At 74.9% G+C, this 16,814-nt stretch carries 12 protein-coding genes; 4 read left to right on the forward strand and 8 right to left on the reverse strand.

Going from position 1 to position 16,814, the window contains the following annotated elements; all coding sequences use genetic code 11:
• Nucleotides 1–233: 233 nt before the first annotated feature.
• Together B9W62_RS26550 and B9W62_RS26555 are read right to left on the reverse strand one after the other, a co-directional pair.
• Nucleotides 234–1,889 carry a VMAP-C domain-containing protein gene (locus tag B9W62_RS26550; RefSeq protein WP_087809510.1) on the reverse strand — a complete coding sequence of 552 codons (1,656 nt, stop codon included), beginning with the start codon at nt 1,887–1,889 and terminating at the stop codon, nt 234–236.
• Entirely contained in the window at nt 1,886–2,299 is a 414-nt protein-coding gene (locus tag B9W62_RS26555; protein ID WP_306426474.1) for a CU044_2847 family protein, read from the reverse strand. Before B9W62_RS26555 ends, B9W62_RS26550 begins: the two co-directional genes overlap by 4 nt.
• Before the next feature lie 226 nt (nt 2,300–2,525).
• Here B9W62_RS26555 and B9W62_RS26560 point away from each other — a divergent pair, with 226 nt between their 5' ends.
• On the forward strand, nt 2,526–6,200 hold the full coding sequence (locus tag B9W62_RS26560; protein ID WP_087809512.1) for a S8 family serine peptidase: 3,675 nt from the start codon (nt 2,526–2,528) through the stop codon (nt 6,198–6,200).
• Nucleotides 6,201–6,491: 291 nt separating this feature from the next.
• On the opposite strand, the gene B9W62_RS26565 is transcribed toward B9W62_RS26560, so the two are convergent.
• The 3 genes from B9W62_RS26565 to B9W62_RS26575 all read right to left on the reverse strand — a co-directional run bounded on the left by B9W62_RS26565 (nt 6,492) and on the right by B9W62_RS26575 (nt 10,919).
• Nucleotides 6,492–7,868, reverse strand: a complete 1,377-nt coding sequence (locus tag B9W62_RS26565; RefSeq protein ID WP_087809513.1) for a carboxyl transferase domain-containing protein — start codon at nt 7,866–7,868, stop codon at nt 6,492–6,494.
• Nucleotides 7,861–9,318 carry an acyl-CoA synthetase gene (locus tag B9W62_RS26570; protein ID WP_087809514.1) on the reverse strand — a complete coding sequence of 486 codons (1,458 nt, stop codon included), beginning with the start codon at nt 9,316–9,318 and terminating at the stop codon, nt 7,861–7,863. Before B9W62_RS26570 ends, B9W62_RS26565 begins: the two co-directional genes overlap by 8 nt.
• 182 nt (nt 9,319–9,500) lie before the next feature.
• Nucleotides 9,501–10,919, reverse strand: a complete 1,419-nt coding sequence (locus tag B9W62_RS26575; RefSeq protein WP_087809515.1) for an SLC13 family permease — start codon at nt 10,917–10,919, stop codon at nt 9,501–9,503.
• 197 nt (nt 10,920–11,116) lie between these two features.
• Here B9W62_RS26575 and B9W62_RS26580 point away from each other — a divergent pair, with 197 nt between their 5' ends.
• Nucleotides 11,117–11,824 (forward strand): FadR/GntR family transcriptional regulator, encoded by a 708-nt coding sequence (locus B9W62_RS26580; protein ID WP_087809516.1) that lies wholly within the window; start codon nt 11,117–11,119, stop codon nt 11,822–11,824.
• Between the two features lie 12 nt (nt 11,825–11,836).
• Here B9W62_RS26580 and B9W62_RS26585 read toward each other — a convergent pair whose 3' ends face one another.
• Complete coding sequence (locus B9W62_RS26585) at nt 11,837–12,439, reverse strand: hypothetical protein (RefSeq protein WP_087809517.1); 603 nt, start codon at nt 12,437–12,439, stop codon at nt 11,837–11,839.
• 99 nt (nt 12,440–12,538) lie between these two features.
• On the opposite strand from B9W62_RS26585, the gene B9W62_RS26590 reads away from it, so the two are divergent.
• Together B9W62_RS26590 and B9W62_RS26595 are read left to right on the forward strand one after the other, a co-directional pair.
• Entirely contained in the window at nt 12,539–13,312 is a 774-nt protein-coding gene (locus tag B9W62_RS26590; RefSeq protein WP_052842408.1) for an IclR family transcriptional regulator, read from the forward strand.
• Entirely contained in the window at nt 13,309–14,169 is an 861-nt protein-coding gene (locus B9W62_RS26595) for an SMP-30/gluconolactonase/LRE family protein (protein ID WP_087809518.1), read from the forward strand. The genes B9W62_RS26590 and B9W62_RS26595 overlap by 4 nt, the downstream gene beginning before the upstream one ends.
• 18 nt (nt 14,170–14,187) lie before the next feature.
• On the opposite strand, the gene B9W62_RS26600 is transcribed toward B9W62_RS26595, so the two are convergent.
• Together B9W62_RS26600 and B9W62_RS26605 are read right to left on the reverse strand one after the other, a co-directional pair.
• Nucleotides 14,188–15,585 carry an FAD-dependent monooxygenase gene (locus B9W62_RS26600; RefSeq protein WP_087809519.1) on the reverse strand — a complete coding sequence of 466 codons (1,398 nt, stop codon included), beginning with the start codon at nt 15,583–15,585 and terminating at the stop codon, nt 14,188–14,190.
• Entirely contained in the window at nt 15,575–16,786 is a 1,212-nt protein-coding gene (locus B9W62_RS26605) for an MAB_1171c family putative transporter (protein WP_087809520.1), read from the reverse strand. The genes B9W62_RS26600 and B9W62_RS26605 overlap by 11 nt, the downstream gene beginning before the upstream one ends.
• Nucleotides 16,787–16,814: the final 28 nt, after the last annotated feature.

The following is a 16,814-nucleotide window of genomic DNA, read 5'->3' on the forward strand; positions in this document are numbered from 1 at the left end:
GTTCGGCGGTCGGTTCGGCGGTCGGTATGGCGGTCCGTACGTCGGTCTGTACGGGGCCGGTCGGGCGGTCGGTCCGGCGGTCGGTGGGTCATGCGGTCCGGCGGTCGGCAGGTCATTGGGTCCGGCGGTCGGCAGGTCGTCGGGTCCGGCGGTCGGCCGGTCGTTCGGTCCGGCGGGCGGTTCGTCGCGGTCGGGGTGCGGCATCGGGGTCGGTGTGGGGGCGGGGCGGGCGGTCAGCCGACCGGGGAGTGGAGCAGGGCGGACGGTTCGGCGAAGCAGCGGGGGTCGTCCCACAGGAGCTGGACGTCGCGTGCCCAGTGCTCCTCCGGGTCGTCCGACGCGTCCGCCGTCTCCCGCAACTCCATGACCAGGCGCGGGAGTTCGGCCGGTGGCACGCCCGCCACGGACTCCGCCAGCCGGTCGAGGAATGCCGTGCCGGCGCAGCGGCCGTCGGGTCCCTCGTCGCCGGGGCAGTCCCGGCGCGGCCACAGCAGCACGGGGACCGGGAGGTTGAGGCCGACCTCGAAGTACTCCGGCACGGCCGAGGGCGGGGTGGCGAAACCGGCCAGTTCCGCCTCGTCGCGCAGGCGCTTGCGCAGTCCGGCCGGCCGCTCCCGGGTGTCGCAGTCCACGCGGTGCAGCCTGCCGCCCGGACCGGATCCGAGCCGGTGCCACTTCTTCCGCAGCTGGTGGCGCAGGCGTCCGCTGCGGTGGCGGTACCGGTCGGTCACCACGAGCGGGTAGGCGCAGCCCAGCGGCGTGGAGTCGTCCGCGCCGCACTCCCAGTGCGCCACCGGCTCGTTCAGCCACTCGCGCGGCAGCACGAAGGCGAGCAGCTCGTCGGCGCCGGGATCGAGCTGGGTGAACGCCTCGTCGATGCGTTCCTGGACGAAGGAGCGCACCGCGCCGCGGGCCAGCCGGCGCGAGCCCACCGGGCGGCGCTGCCCGTCCCGGTAGGCGGAGACCTCCACGGTGACCTGGTCGGCACCGGCACCGCTGCGGTCGATCTCCACGACGATCGGGGACCAGCTCGCGGGGCGCGGCGGCGGGGCGTCCAGCCGCTGTGCCAGCCGGTCGGCGAACCGGGCCACGGCCGCCGGGTCCGGCACCTCCCACTGCACGTATGCGGCGGCCTCCCGCAGGGAGGCGAAACCGCCCTGCGGCAGCGGCGGGTCGAAGTCGTCCATGGCGGAGAGGTACAGCCGGCTCGGGTCGCAGTCCGGGCCGCTCTCCTCGGCCCGGCGCACCAGCGCGTACAGCCGCCTGCGGGCGTCCGCCCGGTGCCCGGGGGTGGGGACCAGCTCGCCCAGCTCCGGCCAGTAGCGCGCCATCACCTCGACGGGCAGCATCCGGCCGACGCGCACGTCCCGGGCGCCGGCGACGGCCGAGACCATGCCGACGACCGTGCCGTCGGCCAGCGCCAGCGCCGCGCCGCTGAACCCGGCGGCCAGCGGCTGCCCGTGCGCCGTGAGCGCCTCCAACTGGACCCATTCGCCGGAGATGAGCGGCCCCGGCAGGGCCCGGTAGGAGGCGAGCATGCCCTCGTCGTACCCCTTGGGGAAGCCGTAGGCGATCAGCTCGGGCACGGGCGCGGTCCGCTCGGTGCCGGGCCGGGCGAAGACGGCCGGGGCGAGCGGCACGTCCCGGTCCAGTTCCAGTACGGCCAGGTCGCCGAGGTCGGCGGCGCCGTCCCGCCAGCCGCCGTGCACGGCGACCGTGCCGGACAGCTCGCCCAGCTCGCGGTGCCCCGGGAAGGTCACCGTCACCGGCGCGCGGTCGGCCCACCGGACGACATGGGCACAGGTGAGCAACCGGCGGGCGGAGACCAGGAATCCGGCGCCCACCTCCTTGCCGCACTCGACGCGGGCGTGCCACGCGGCACCGCTCATGACAGCGCGGCGGCGTCCGGGGCCTGGGGACGCGCCGGGGACGGCTGCGGTTCGGGGCGCGCGAGGGGCGGCCGCGGTTCGGGACGCGTCGGGGACGGCTCGGGCGACCAGCTCAGCCGCACCACCAGATGGCCCTCCGCCGAGCCCTTCGCGATGACCGCGCCGGCCTCCGCGCTCAGCTTGACCCCGAACTCCAGCTCCACGGCGTCGGGTCTGAGCGAGCCGTCCCGGAAGACCCGCAGCGCGGACGCGGCCGCCGCGCGCACCCCGTCCAGGGAGTCCTCGAAGGTGCGGGCCGCGCGGGCCGGGCCGTCGCCGCGCGAGACCAGCCGCGCGCCGTCCTCGTCCTCGACGCCCTCGACGACCACCCGCACGCCGTCCTCGGTCGTGAACTCGACCAACTCGTCCATGACGTCGCTCGCTCCCCGTGTGCCGTACGTGTCCGTGCGCAGCACCATTGTGACGGACGGTACTCGGCCGTGTCCCGTCCCCGGCCACCGGTCCGTTCGGCCGCTGGCGGAAACCCGCCAAGGCGACTAACCGCCGCCCCCGGTCAACTCCTGTGTCCCACAAGCCCCCTGAGACTGCTCACAGCACTCGTCACAGCACTCTAGGACGACACGAAGAGAGACGTGGATGAGCACAGGACCAGTCAGACGTGGGGCGGCCCTCCTGTCGGCGGGGCTCGTGATCGCGCTGCTGCCGGCCGGGACGGCGGCCGCGGCGCAGGACCCGCCCCCGGACCCGGCGCATGCCCGCACGGCGGCCGCCCGTACGGCCGGTGCGGCCGACGCGGCCCGCACCGTCACCCTCGTCACCGGCGACCGGGTGACCGTCACCGACCTCGGCGGCGGCCGGAAGACCGTCACCGTCGAGCGGCCCGAGGGCGCCACCGGCGCCGTGCGCACCAGCAGCTCCGGCGGCCGGACCACCGTCGTGCCGGACGAGGCCCTGCCGTACCTGCGCGACGGCAGCCTCGACCAACGGCTCTTCGACGTGGGGGAGTTGCTGAAGCAGGGGCTCGCCGACGGCGAGACCGGCGCGCTGCCGCTGATCGTGACCTACGGCAAGGGCGCGCGGGCCGCCACCCCGCGGGGCGCCGAGCGGACCCGGTCGCTGCCCAGCGTGCGCGGGGCCGCCGTCGAGGCCGACAAGGGACGGGAATTCTGGCGGGAATTCACCCGTGGCGGCGCCGGTGTCGACGGTGTGTGGCTCGACGGACGGGTCACCGCGGACATGGCCGAGTCCAACGCGCAGATCGGCACGCCGCAGGCCTGGGAGGCCGGGCTGACCGGCAAGGGCGTCACCGTGGCCGTGCTGGACAGCGGCGTGGACGCCGGGCACCCCGACCTCGCGGGCCGGATCGCGCAGAGCAAGAGCTTCATCCCCGGTGAGGAGGTCGCCGACCGGCACGGCCACGGCACGCACGTCACCTCCACCGTGGGCGGCAGCGGCGCGGCCTCCGACGGCAAGGAGAAGGGCGTCGCGCCCGGCGCCACGCTCGCCGTCGGCAAGGTCCTCGACGACGAGGGCTTCGGCAGCGAGTCGGAGATCATCGCGGGCATGGAGTGGGCCGCACGGGACGTGGACGCCGACATCGTCTCCATGAGCCTCGGCTCCACCGAACCCAGCGACGGCACCGACCCGATGGCCGAGGCCGTCAACACCCTGTCCCGCGAGACCGGCGCCCTGTTCGTGATCGCGGCCGGGAACACCGGAACCCCGTCCTCCGTGGGCTCGCCCGGCGCGGCCGACGCCGCCCTCACCGTGGGCGCCGTCGACTCCGCCGACCAGGCCGCCTGGTTCACCAGCGCCGGACCCCGGTACGGGGACAACGCGCTCAAGCCCGACCTGTCGGCCCCGGGCGTCGGCATCCTCGCCGCCCGCTCCCGGCTGGCCGAGGGCAGCGGCGACTACACCAGCATGGACGGTACGTCGATGGCGACGCCGCACATAGCCGGGGCCGCCGCCCTGCTCGCCGAGGAGCATCCGGACTGGACCGGCGCGCGGCTCAAGGACGCGCTGATGTCCACCTCGAAGGAACTGGACGCCTCCGTCTACCAGTTGGGCGCGGGCCGGGTCAGCGTGCCCGACGCGGTCGACGCCGGCGTCACCGCCACCGGCAGTGCCGACCTCGGCTTCTACTCCTGGCCGTACGACGCCAACGAGCCGGTCACCAGGACCGTCGCCTACACTAACTCCTCCGACGCGGACGTCGAGCTGAAGCTGTCGGTGCGGGGCGCCCCCGAGGGAGTCGCCACCCTCGCCGAAACCTCCCTCACCGTGCCCGCGCACGGCACCGCCTCGACCACGGTCACCGGGGACGGGTCCAAGGCGCCGGTCGGCAACACGAGCGGGCAGGTCGTGGCGGCCGACGCGAGCGGGAAGCCCCTCGCGCACACCGCGTTCGGGCTGGTCAAGGAGGGCGAGCGGTACACGCTCACCGTGCACGTCAAGGACCGCTCCGGCGCCGCGACCCCGGCCGACCTGACCGTCCAGCGGCTCACCGGGGGCGTCGACCCCTACCCGGCCCACGTCGGGGAGTCCGGCACCCTGGAACTGCGGCTCGAGCCCGGGACGTACAGCCTGGCGTCCTTCCTCGACGTACGCGGCAGTCACGGCGCCGACTCCCTCGGCCTGGGCTTCCTCGCCGCCCCCGAGGTCGTCGTCGACCGGGACCGCGAGATCACCCTGGACGGCCGCGAGCTGCGCGAGGTCGACGCCGACGTCCGCAGGCGCACCGAGACCCGCCAGCTGCTCATGGAGTACGACCGCAGCGCGAACGGCTCCGACCTGTTCGGCGCCGTCCAGGTGCCGCTGACGTACGACAGCGTCTTCGCCGCGCCCACCGAGAAGGTCACCGAGGGCGGCTTCGAGTACCGGACCGTGTGGCGGCTCGGCAAGCCGCTGCTCGAGGTGAAGGGGATCGGCGAGGCCACCGTCCAGTCCGGCGGCACCCTCCTCGAGGGCCGCACCCGGCTGCCCCTGGTCGACGTCGGTGACGTCGGTGACGGGCCCTTCCCGGACGGCGTGCGCGGCAAGGCGGTCCTCGCCCGGCTTACCGGGGGGACCGAACCGACCGCGCTCGCCCGGGCCGCGCAGGACGCCGGCGCCAAGGCGCTGTTCGTGACCGACGACGCCCCCGGACGGCTGATGTCGTACTGGGGCACCGACGACAACGCCGACCGGCCGCTCCAGATCGCCACGGTCTCCGCGGCCGACGCGCAACGGCTGCGGCGGGCCGGCCGGGTCGACATGACCGGCACCCGCAACACGCCCTACGTGTACGACCTGTCCGAAGGACACGAGGGCGCCGTGCCCGACCGGGACCTCACCTACGAACCGGGCCACCGCGACCTCGCCGTGCTGCACGCCAAGTACCACGGCGACAAGCCGTCGAGCGGCGGCGAGTTCCGGTACTCGATCACCGGCACCTTCCCGATCGGCCTCGGTTTCCGGGAGCGGATCGACTACCCGGCCGAGCGCACCGAGTACGTGTCCACCGGACCCGGCCAGCTCTGGCACGAGACCGTGACCAGCGCCGACGGGGCACTGGAGGAGCGCGGCGGACTGTCCGACCACCGGGGCGGCTCGCACGCGGAGCTGAACTGGTTCAAGCCGGTGTGGCACCCCTACCTCGGCACCGGGCTCGGCTGGGGACAGCAGCGCGCCGGGAACCAGCTCCAGTTCAACGCCCCCGGCTGGGGCGACTCGGGACCCGACCACACCGGCTTCGGCGACGTGTGGAGCGAGGGCAGCGGCATGTCGCAGACCACGGCGGTGTACCGGGACGGCGAACCGGTCGACGAGCGCACGGGTTCCACCGCCTACGCGTGGGACATGCCCGCCGACGAGCACACGTACCGGCTCGTCACCGACACCGCGCTGGACGCCGCCCGCTGGCCGACGGCGACGAAGGGCCACGCGGAGTGGACCTTCCGGTCGGCGGCCACACCGCAGGACCGGTGGACCTACCTGCCGCTGATCAACCTCTCCTTCGACGTGGACACCGACCTCGCGGGGAAGGTGCGCGGCGGGAAGAAGCTGCGGATCGGGCTCGGCGCCGGGTACGTGGCGGGCGCCCCGGACACCGGGACGATCGGCGGCGGGAAGCTCGACGTGTCGTACGACGACGGGAAGAGCTGGCACCAGGTCCGGCTGCGCGGCGGTGACGGCGGCGGGGAGGCGTCCTGGTACGGGACGCTGAGCGTGCCGCGGGACGCGGAGCACGTCTCGCTGCGGGCCTCGGCGCGCGACGACCGGGGCGGCTCGGTCACGCAGGAGATCGTACGGGCGGTGGCCGTGCGGTAGGCCCCAGCCGCTCGCACGCATGCACGCACGCACGCTCGCACGCACGCGGACGGCGCCGCCTCCCTGGGACGGGGAGGCGGCGCCGTCGGTTTCTCGGACCGTCAGACCAGCCAGCCGACGAAGTGGACGAGGCCGGCGAGGATGTCGGTGAGAAGGTTCATGATCGTGCAGCTCCTTGCGCTGTTCAGGTGCGGGACCCGCCGGGCCCCGCTGGGACTACTCGGGACATGTGCCTCAACTACGGTCTGCAGCCCGTTGCTTGCACACCGTAAGTATCGTTGGTCCCTTCAGTCACATGCGCTCCTCAGAGCGACGATCACCTGTTCCAGGGAACACCTGCTCGCTTGTTCGGATCACGCCAAGCGCGGCCAAGTCCTGCGGTCGCAGCCGCAGTTGACCGGCCGTCGCCTCCGCCTCCGTCGGCGGGCGCTTCAGGATCGCCGACGCGTGCTCCGGCGCGATGACGGAGAAGTAGCTGTCCGGCGTCGCCCAGGTGCTGCCGGGCGCCGCCAGGGCCAGCGCCCCGCCCGAACCGCCCTCGCCGATCACCAGCGTGGTGACCGGGGTGCGCACCGAGGCGACGGCGCCGAACAGGTCCGCGATCGCCGGACCCGCCCCGTCCCGCTCCGCCGCCGCGTCGTTGGCCGCGCCCGGTGTGTCCACCAGGGTCAGCACCGGGATGCCGAGCCGGTCCGCGAGGCGGATCAGCCGGGTGGCGGTGCGGTACCCGGCCGGCCGGGTCGCCGTGCCCGTCTGGGCGGCGTACGCGACCGTGCGCCCCGCGTGCGCGCCGAAGCCGCAGAGCATGCCCTCCGGGTCCCGGCCGCCGCAGCGGTCGCCGGACAGGGAGACGCGCTCGGTGAAGTAGGCGTCCAGGTACGCCCCGGCGCGCGGGCGTCCGGGAGCGCGGGCCCGCCGCACCGCCTCCCAGCCGCTGACCGGCAGGTCCCGGTCGCCCAGCGGCTCCGGCACCGGCGCCGGGTCCCCGGACGGCGCCGTCAGCAGCCGCAGCCACCGCCCCAGCGTGGCGCGCAGCTCCCCGGGCGGCACGACGGCGTCCGCGCTGCCCGCCGCCACCTGCGCCTCGGCCGTGTACGCCGCCGGGTCCGCGTCCGGCGGCCGGACCCGCGAGCCCGCGAAGCCGACCTGCGCGCCGGGCAGGGCGAGGACGACGTCGGCGCCCGCGCCCAGCGTCGCCCAGCCGCCGCCGGTCGCCGGGTCCCGCACCACCGCGATCTGCGCCAGACCGGCCGCCCGGGTGAGCGCCGACTGCCGGGCCACCCGCTGGAGCTGGGTCAGCGCGAGCATCCCCTCCTGCATCCGGCTGCCGCCGGTCGCGACCAACGGCACCACCGGCAGCCGGTGTTCACGGGCGTACGTGTACGCCGCCGCCAGCCGGTCGCCGGTGCGGTGACCCAGCGAGCCGCCGAGGAAGCCGAACTCGAAGGAGACGAGCACGGCCCGGGTGCCCTCGACGCGGCCGGTGCCGCAGACGACGGACTCCGCCTCGCCGGTGCGCTCGGCGGCGCGGGCCCGCGAGGCGTCGTAGCCGGGCCAGCCGAGGGGGCCGTCGGGCGTCCACGGGCCGTCCTGGTGGGGGAGTTCGGCGAAGGTGGAGTCGTCGGTCACCAGGGTGAGGAACTCCCGCGCGGTGCGGCGCTCAGTCATGGTCCAGCGCCCGCTTCATGATCTTCCCCATGTCGTTGCGGGGCAGCGCGTCGAGGTAGCGCACCACGCGGGGCCGCTTGTGCGGGGCGAGCCGTCCGGCGACGTGGTCGGCCAGCGTGCCGAGGGCGGGCGGCGCGGCGGGGTCGGCCGGGACGATCCAGGCCACGATGCGCTCCCCGAGGTCCGGGTCGGGCTCCCCGGTGACCGCGGCCTCCCGCACCCCCGGGTGTTCGAGCAGCGCGTTCTCGATCTCCCCGGCCCCGATCTTGTACCCGCCGCTCTTGATCAGGTCGGTGGCCTTGCGGCCGACGATGCGGACGTAGCCGTCGGGGTCGCGCACTGCCATGTCGCCGGTGCGGAAGAAGCCGTCCGGGGTGAAGGCGGCGGCGGTGGCGTCGGGGCGGTTGAGGTACTCCGTGAACAGGTTCGGGCCGCGCACCTGGATCTCGCCGACGCTCTCCCCGTCCGGCTCCGCGATCGGCGTGCCGTCCTCCTCCACCAGCCGCAGTTCCACGCCGGGCAGCGGCACGCCCACCGTCCCGGCGCGCGGCTCGCCGTCGGCCCGCACACTGGTGTTCATCAGCGTCTCGGTCATGCCGTACCGCTCGATCACCCGGCGGCCGGTAGCGGCGGCGATGCGCTCGTGGTCGTGCACCGGCAGCGCGGCCGACCCCGACACCAGCAGCCTCGCCCCGGCGAGGGCCTTCGCCAGCTCCGGGTCGCCGGGGAGCGTCTCGGCGATCCGGTGGTACATCGTCGGCACGCCGAACAGCATGGTCGCGCCGTCGTTCAGCTCCCGCGCCGCGCCCTCGGTGGAGAACCGGCCCAGGTGCCGCACGGACCCGCCCCGGCGCAGCGGGCCGAGGACGCCGAGGACCAGCCCGTGCACGTGGAACAGCGGCAGCCCCTGCACCAGCACGTCGTCGCCGGTCCACTGCCACGCGTCGGCGAGCGCGTCCAGGGTCGTCGCGAGCGCCCGCCGGGGGATGACGGCGCCCTTGGGCGGTCCGGTGGTGCCGGAGGTGTAGACGACGAGCGCGGGGTCGTCCTCCTCGGCGCGGTCCTCGGGGACGGCCCCGCGGGCCGCCGCGTCGACGTCGACGCGCTCCAGGGTGCCGAGCGCGGGCGGGAGTTCGGCGCCCGGGGGCGCCAGGACCAGGGAGGGCGCGCTGTCCGTGAGGATGTGCGCGAGTTCCTTGTCGCCCGACTTCGGGTTGAGCGGCACGGCCGCGACCCCGGCCAGCAGCGCCGCGACCACGGCGACGGCGGTCTCCAGCGCCGGGGTGGCCCACACCGCGACCCGGCCGGCGCCGCCGATCCTCCCGGCCGTGGCGCCCGCCGCGGCGGCGAGTTCCGCGTACGTCAGGGAGCGCTCGCCGAACCGCAGGGCGGGCCGGCCGGCCGGAGCGCCGGTCGGGGCCGGGGAGAGGGCCGGGAAGAGAGAGGACACGCGTCGTACTCCTTTAGCTGTTGCCCGATGGCTGCTGCCCGAGAGCTGTTGCCCGAGAGCGGTCGCCCGAAGGGTGCTGCCCGAGTGCTGTCGTTCAAGGCTGCCGGATCGCGGCGGATCGCGGCGGATCGCGGCGGATCGCGGCGGATCGCGCCGGATCGCGCCGGATCCGCGAGGCGGGGCTACCCGAATCCGGGCACGACCAGCACCAGCCAGGCCAGCACCGGCACGGCGGCCACCACGATCCCGCCGTAGATCATCAGTTGCCGGAAGAAGCGGTCGCGGTCCACGTCCGGGGCCGCGGCCAGGACCAGCGCGCCGTTGGTCGAGAACGGGCTGACGTCCACCACCGTCGCCGACACCGCGAGCGCCGCCACCATGCCGACCGCCCCGATCTCGCCCTGCGCGAGGAACGGCACCGCCAGCGGGATCAGCGCGCCCATGATGCCCACGGAGGAGGCGAAGGCCGAGACGACGGCGCCGATGTAGCAGAGCAGTACGGCGGCCAGCAGCGGGACGCCGATGCCGCCGACGCCCTCACCGGCCCAGGTGATGGTGCCCATCTCCTCCAGTACGCCGACGTAGGTGAGGACACCGCAGATCAGCAGCACCGTGGACCAGGCGATCTCGCCGACGGCGCGGCGGCTGTCGTCCGGCCAGGCGGTGCTCAGTACGACGGCGAGGGTGACCGCGGTCAGACCCGCGTCCAGGTCGAAGCCGAGGACGGCCACGACCAGGGCCACCAGAGCGGCGAGGGTGGCGATCCGGGCGGGGTTGAGCCGGATGCCGGTGCCCTCGGCACCGCCGGTCTCCTGCTCGGGGCGGACGGCCACGGCGGCGGGGGCGGTGCCGCCGGTACCGGTGCCGGTGCCCCCGCCGCCCGTATCGGTGCCCGTGCCGCCCGTGCCGGTGTCGGCCCCCGAGCCGCTGCCCGTCCCGGCGGCTGCCGCGCCCTTCCCGGGGACGCCGCCGTCCTCCGGTGCCACCGCCCCGCGCGCCCACAGCTTCCGCCCGCCGAGCACCGCGAACAGCACGGCCGCGATGAGGAGGTTGGCGACCAGCGAGGCGAGGAAGAGGCCGATCTCGCTGCCGGGGAGCTTCTCGCGCTCCACGATGCCGTTGACGATCGAGCCGTAGATGCTGATCGGCGAGAACCCGCCGGCCTGCGCGCCGTGCACCACCATCGTGCCCATGAGCAGCGGGCTGATCGAGTACCGGGTGGCGAAGCTCAGGGCGACCGGCGCGACGATCGCGACCGCGGCCGGACTGACCGCCCCGATCGCCGTGAGCGCGCCGGTGAGCGCGAACATCACCCACGGGATCAGCGCGACCCGCCCCCGCACCAGCCGGACGGCCGCGTGCACCAGCCAGTCGGTGGTGCCGTTGGCCCGGGCGATGGCGAACAGGTAGGTGACGCCCACGAGGACGACGAACAGGTCGCCGGGGAAACCGGCGAAGATGCCGTCCGCGTCGAGGTCGGCGACGAGCGTGCCCACCCCGAACGCGGCGGCGAAGGCGAGCGCGCCCATGTTGACGGAGCGGGTGGTGGCGATGACGAACACCACGACGAGGACGAGGATCGAGATGAGTTCGGGGGACATGCGGGGGCTCCCGAGTGCTGACCTGACTGTCTGTATGAGTGGTCGAGTGGCTGAGCCACTTGGAGTGCTGCGGTTGGCTGGTCAGCGTGGGCCCGGCCCGGGGTCCCGTCAAGGGGTCGCGCAATAATTGGTCCAGCCACTCGGCCACCGGGCCACCTCCCCGCCCGGTGCTACGCTCCCGTCGGGAGGGGGATCTCATGACCGACGCCCTGCGGCCCATGACCAAGCAGCGCCTGTACGAACAGGTGCTGGAGCGGCTGCGCCAGTACGTCACGGACGGCGGCCTGCGGGCCGGCGACCGGCTTCCGCCCGAACGGGACCTCGCCCAGCGCCTCGGCGTCAGCCGCGCCTCGGTGAAGCAGGCGATCGTGGTCCTGGAGGTCCAGGGCCTGGTGGAGGCACGGCACGGCGGCGGGACCTATCTGGTCCGCGACAGCCTCGACGTCGAACCGGTCGAGGCGATGGTCGAACGCCGCCGGCGCCTCCCGGACGTCCTGGAGGCCCGCGAGGCGCTGGAGACCAAGCTCGCCGAACTGGCCGCCGAGCGCCGCACGGAGGACGACCTCGCCGCGATGCGGGCCGCGCTGGACGTGATGGCCGAGGAGATCGACGGGGGCGGGCACGGTGTCGAGGGGGACCGGCTGTTCCATGCGGCGGTGACGGCGGCGGCGCACAGCAGCCTGCTCGCCGAGTTCATGCGCTCCATCGCCCACCAGATCGCCGAGAGCCGCACCGAGTCGCTGCGCCAGCCCGGCCGCCCCGGCCGCTCCCTGGCCCAGCACCAGGCGATCCTGGACGCCGTGGCCGCCCGGCAGCCCCGGCAGGCCGCGACCGCGATGCGCCGCCACGTCCGTACGGTCGCCAAGGTCCGGCTGCTGGACTGGGACCCGGAGGACGAACGCTGACCGGGGCCTTCGCTATGCGCCGACCGCCGTGCGCTGGAGCAGGCCCCAGGTGAACTCCGCGACCACCTCGTGCCGTACGCCGTCCCGGTCCGGGGCGGTGAAGGCCAGCCCCCACCGGGTCGGGGCCGAGCCCTGGAGTGGCCGGGCGGGGGCGAAGGCGCGGGCCGCCTCGTCCACCGTGCACGACCAGGGCGTGAGGTCGTCCAGGGTGCGCAGCTCGGGTCCCTTGGCGCCGGGGGCGCGCACCAGCCACTCGTTCCAGACGACGCCCTTGTCCGCGACGAGCACCTCGAAACGCAGCGTGGGCCACAGGGGCAGCGCCCACTGCCGGGCCTCGCACTCCAGGTCGCCGATCCGGCGCGGCGCCACCGACTCCGGTTCGCCCAGGACGGAGCGGTAGCGGGCGGCGGCCGAGCGGGACCGGGGTGAGCGGAGCATCGCCTGCCAGCGCCGGTTGGCCTCGCGCAGCTGAGCGGCCGACGCACCCAGCTCGCGGCGGGCGTCCTCCACCGGGCCGGGATTGTGGTCGGCCATGCGGCGCAGCAGGACGAGCTGGAAGTCGCGCGGGGTGAACGGAGCTGCGGGTTGCTTTCCGGTCGGCATGGCACCCATCATCACCCGGCCATTGCCCAGGCAAACGCGATATGAGTAGCCTGTGTTCGCTATTCCGACCGCCTGTTGAAATCTCGAACACACTCAGGGAGGGGGCTGGACATGGGACGCCTCGTGCCGGCCGTGACCCGGGCTCTCGACATACTGGAGCTCTTCCTCGACGGGGACGGCACGCTCTCCGCCCCCGACATCGTGCGCAGGCTCCAGCTGCCGCGCACCACCGTGCACGAGCTGGTCACCACGCTCGCCGCCCGCAAGTACATCGTCCCCGTCCCCGGGCAGTCCGGACGGTACCGGCTCGGTGTGCGGCCGTACCAGCTCGGCGCCCGCTACGCCGAGCACCTCGACCTCGCCGCCGAGGGCCAGCAGGTCGCCCGGACCGTCGCCGAGACCTGCGACGAGACGGTGCACGTGGCGATCCTGGAGGACACCGACGTCATCTACATCGCCAAGGTCGACTCCACGCACGCGGTGCGCATGGTCTCCGCGGCCGGACGGCGGCTGCCCGCGCACTGCACGTCCGTCGGCAAGATGCTGCTGGCCTCGCTGCCCGAGCCGGAGGTCGCCGCGCGCTTCCCGGACGGCGCCGAGCTGACCGCGATGACCCCGAACAGCATCACCGACCCGGCCGCCCTGCGCGAGGCCCTGGCCGCGATCCGCGAGCGCGGCACCGCCGTGGAGAGCCGCGAGTCCAACCCGGACGTCTCCTGTGTCGCCGCCCCGGTCCGCGACCGCACCGGCCGCGTCGTCGCCGCGCTGTCGATCTCGGTGCCTATGATCCGCTGGAGCGAGGAACGCCGCGCCGAACTGGAGCAGCTGGCCGTCAAGGGCGCCGCCGACCTCTCCGAGCGGCTCGGCCACAGGAGTGCGGCATGACGGCGACCGGCACGGCCTTCGAAGTGGCCGTCCACGCGGAGGCGACCCTTGGCGAGGGCCCCACCTGGGACCCGGCGACGGGCCGCCTCCTGTGGCTCGACATCCTGAACTCCCGCGTGCACACCTACGACCCGGCCACCGGACGGCGCACGCTGCGCCACACCGACCAGCACGTGGGCGCCGTCAAGCCCCGCGCGGGCGGCGGCCTGGTCCTCAACCTGCGGGACGGGATCGGCCTGGTCGACCCCGACGACACCTTCCGCTGGCTGCACCGGGAGCCCGTCCCCGGCCGCCGCGGCAACGACGCCGCCGTCGCCCCCGACGGCAGCCTGTGGGCGGGCACCATGCGCTACGACGAGGCACCGGGCGGCGGCACGCTGACCCGGTTCGCCGGCGACGGCACCGCCGAGACCGTGCTCGACGACGTGACGGTGAGCAACGGCACCGGCTGGAGCCCCGACGGCACGCTGATGTACTACGCCGACACCCCGACCCGCCGTATCGACGTCTTCGACGTCACCGCGGACGGCCGGGTCACCGGCCGCCGTCCGCTGGCCGTGATCGAGGAGGGCGCGGGCTTCCCCGACGGTCTGTGCGTCGACGCCGACGGCTGCGTGTGGACCGCCCTGTGGGACGGCGGCGCGGTACGCCGCTACACCCCCTCCGGCGACCTGGACCGGGTGATCACCCTCCCCGTCCCCCGCGTCACGGCCTGCGCCTTCGGTGGCCCGGACCTCACCGACCTGTACGTCACCACGGCCCGCGTCGGCCTGCCGGCCCCGCACCCCCTGGCGGGCTCGCTGCTGGTGGTGCCGGGGGCGGGGCGCGGGGTGGCGCAGCCGGCCTTCGCGGGGTGAGGGCCCCGGCCGGCCCGCTCACGCCCCCGTGCGGTCGAGGCCGTCGAGCACCTCGCGCTCGGCGGGGGTCAGCGGGGGGCCCGTCAGTGCGGGCAGCGGAGAGCCGGTGAGGGCGGCCAGGGCCGCGGCGGGGTGGAACATCCGGGTCGGCGGGGTGCGCATGCTGGTGACGTCCCAGATCGCCGAGGCCGCCGCGAAGGAACCGGCTGCCGCCCTGGTCATGCGCCGCGTGTACGCCGTCACCGCACGGTCGGCGATCCCCGGCCGCCCGCCGCGCGTGGCCGGGTAGAGGACGTCCTGCCCGACGGCCATCGCCCAGGCCGCGTCCACCGGACGCGCCGCGCCCCGCAGCACCCGTCGGGCCAGGCCGGGCGCGTCGGGACCGTCGGCCCGCGCCAGCTCCCGGCCCAGGACGCGGGCGCCGAAGGCGGCCACCGACATGCCCTGCCCGTAGGCCGGGTTGAAGGTGCCGAGCGCGTCGCCGAGGACCACCAGGCCCTCCGGCCAGTGCGGTGCCTTGTCCAGGTAGTGCCGCACGTTGCTGGTGGACCGGCTCACGTGCACGTCGGTGAGCGGTTCGGCGCCGGAGATCAGCCGGCCGACGATCGGGTCCGGCAGGTCGAGCGTGTACCGCAGGAAGCCCTCGGCGTCGGCCGGCGGCTCGCCCCCGCGCGTGCCGCCGCAGCTGACCAGCCAGCGGTCCCCCTCGACCGGCATGACCATGGCGCTCCGGCCCGGCCGGGACACGTACGGGTCGGCCTGCACGATCGTCAGCGGGAACCGCTCCGCCCCGGCCGGTACCCGGTACACGCGCGAAGCGTTGACCAGCCCCGAGTCCACGGTCCGGGTCCGGACGCCGGACAGCCCGAGCCCCGCCAGCCAGGTGACGATCCGCGTACCGCGTCCGCTCGCGTCGACGACCAGGTCCGCCTCCAGGTCCGCCTCCCCGTCGGGCCCCGAGACCCGCACGCCCCGCACTCGCCCCGCGGACCCGGTCAGGCCGACCGCGGCCGCCCGGCGCACCTCGACCCGCGGGTGTTCGAGCACCGCGGCCCGTACCGTCCAGTCCACCAGGGCCCGGGTGCAGGTGAGCATGACGGGCCCCTCGCGCCGCCACCGGCGCAGCCAGCCCTCGGGGGCGCGGGCCAGCACGCCCGAGCTGAGGGATATCTCGTGGGCCCCGGCGGCGAGCAGCCGCTTGCCCACACCGGGCACGATCTCCTCCATCGCCCTCAGCCCGCCCGTCATGAGCAGGTGGGCGTGGCGCCCCTGGGGCAGCCCGCGGCGCTGACGGGGACCGTCGGGCAGCTCGTCGCGGTCCAGCACGACGACCTCCGCCACGCCCGCGTCGGCCAGGACGGCCGCGGCCAGCATCCCGGCGAGTCCGGCACCGACGACGACAGCTCTACGCGACATGGGGCTCCTCGGGTTCGTTCAGGGTTCCGGTCAGGGACGACGGGTTCGTGCCGCCGGGGGCGGCGGCACGGCCGGGCGGGCGCTCCAGCGCCTGGGACAGTTCCACCAGCCCGCTCGGGCCGGGCACCTCGGTGGCGTGCAGCCGGTAGGAACCGGTGGCCTCGGGCGGTTCCTCGTGGGCGGCGGCCCGGCGCGCGGCGTCCGCGAGCATCGCCGCCTCCGCCGCCAGCCGGGCCTCGTGGGCGGAGCGGCCCGCCCGCAGGGCGGCCTCCCGGGCCCGCTCGCGGACCCGGTGGTCGAAGTACGGCGCCAGGGTGAGCAGGGCGTCGTGGATGGAGACCTCACGCCACTGGAGCCGGGCCCGGGGGAGCTGCCACCACGCGGACGGCTGCCCGGGAGCCGTGGACGCCGACTTCACCAGCGACCACAGCGGGCCCAGCCGCCGGTAGTCGTCCAGCCCCCGCCAGTGGGCGAGCACGGACGGCAGCAGCCTGGGCAGGGCGAACCCCACGGAACACACCAGCGCCGCCAGCGACGCCATCGGCGGTGCCACCGTGGTGGACAGGAAGTCGAGGTCGTGACCGGCCCACCGCGCCGCCACGGCCGTGTACTTGGTGAGCTGGAACCCCATCAGGTCCAGCAGCCCGCCGAGCACGATGAGCCGCAGCCCCACCCGCAGCAGACCGTCCACCTCGCGGCTCCACTTGACGCAGACGGCGCACATCACCAGCATCGCCGCGCTGTGCCCGAGCAGGTAGAGGAGGATCATCTCCCGCATGAACGGGGTGCCCGCGTAGTACGTGTCGAGGTCGGTCAGCCGCTCGGTGTCCGCGTCGGCGAGCAGGAACAGCACGACGATGGCGACCACCAGCAGACCGTAGGCGGCGATGCTGCGCAGCACCGCGCGCCGCACCACCGGCCGGGGGCCGCCCCGCCAGTTGATCAGCAGCACCAGCACGGCGCAGCTGTACGCGGAGAGCATGCCGTAGGTCAGCGGGGCGCCGAAGTTGGGGACACCGGTGAGGTCGTTGACGGTGCCGAGGGTGGCCGGGGCCGCGCACACGAAGACCAGGGCACCGAGGACGATCGCCACGCACGTGGACAGGGTCAGCGGATTGCTCACGGCGGTGCGCGGACGGCGGAACAGCAGGACGGAGGTCATGCCGAACACCAGGGCCGCCAGGTAGACGACGAGACTCACGTCCGACCACTCCTCACGTGCGGGGCTC

Source organism: Streptomyces sp. CS113, from assembly GCF_002188365.1.
Taxonomy (GTDB): domain Bacteria; phylum Actinomycetota; class Actinomycetes; order Streptomycetales; family Streptomycetaceae; genus Streptomyces; species Streptomyces tendae.

Excerpts from the sequence above, each read along its gene's own strand:
- B9W62_RS26595 (WP_087809518.1), top strand. The coding sequence starts at position 13,309 with ATGACGGCGACCGGCACGGCCTTCGAAGTGGCCGTCCACGCGGAGGCG.
- B9W62_RS26550 (WP_087809510.1), bottom strand. The coding sequence starts at position 1,889 with ATGAGCGGTGCCGCGTGGCACGCCCGCGTCGAGTGCGGCAAGGAGGTG.
- B9W62_RS26600 (WP_087809519.1), bottom strand. The coding sequence starts at position 15,585 with ATGTCGCGTAGAGCTGTCGTCGTCGGTGCCGGACTCGCCGGGATGCTG.
- B9W62_RS26580 (WP_087809516.1), top strand. The coding sequence starts at position 11,117 with ATGACCGACGCCCTGCGGCCCATGACCAAGCAGCGCCTGTACGAACAG.
- B9W62_RS26585 (WP_087809517.1), bottom strand. The coding sequence starts at position 12,439 with ATGATGGGTGCCATGCCGACCGGAAAGCAACCCGCAGCTCCGTTCACC.
- B9W62_RS26555 (WP_306426474.1), bottom strand. The coding sequence starts at position 2,299 with ATGGACGAGTTGGTCGAGTTCACGACCGAGGACGGCGTGCGGGTGGTC.
- B9W62_RS26560 (WP_087809512.1), top strand. The coding sequence starts at position 2,526 with ATGAGCACAGGACCAGTCAGACGTGGGGCGGCCCTCCTGTCGGCGGGG.
- B9W62_RS26575 (WP_087809515.1), bottom strand. The coding sequence starts at position 10,919 with ATGTCCCCCGAACTCATCTCGATCCTCGTCCTCGTCGTGGTGTTCGTC.
- B9W62_RS26590 (WP_052842408.1), top strand. The coding sequence starts at position 12,539 with ATGGGACGCCTCGTGCCGGCCGTGACCCGGGCTCTCGACATACTGGAG.
- B9W62_RS26565 (WP_087809513.1), bottom strand. The coding sequence starts at position 7,868 with ATGACTGAGCGCCGCACCGCGCGGGAGTTCCTCACCCTGGTGACCGAC.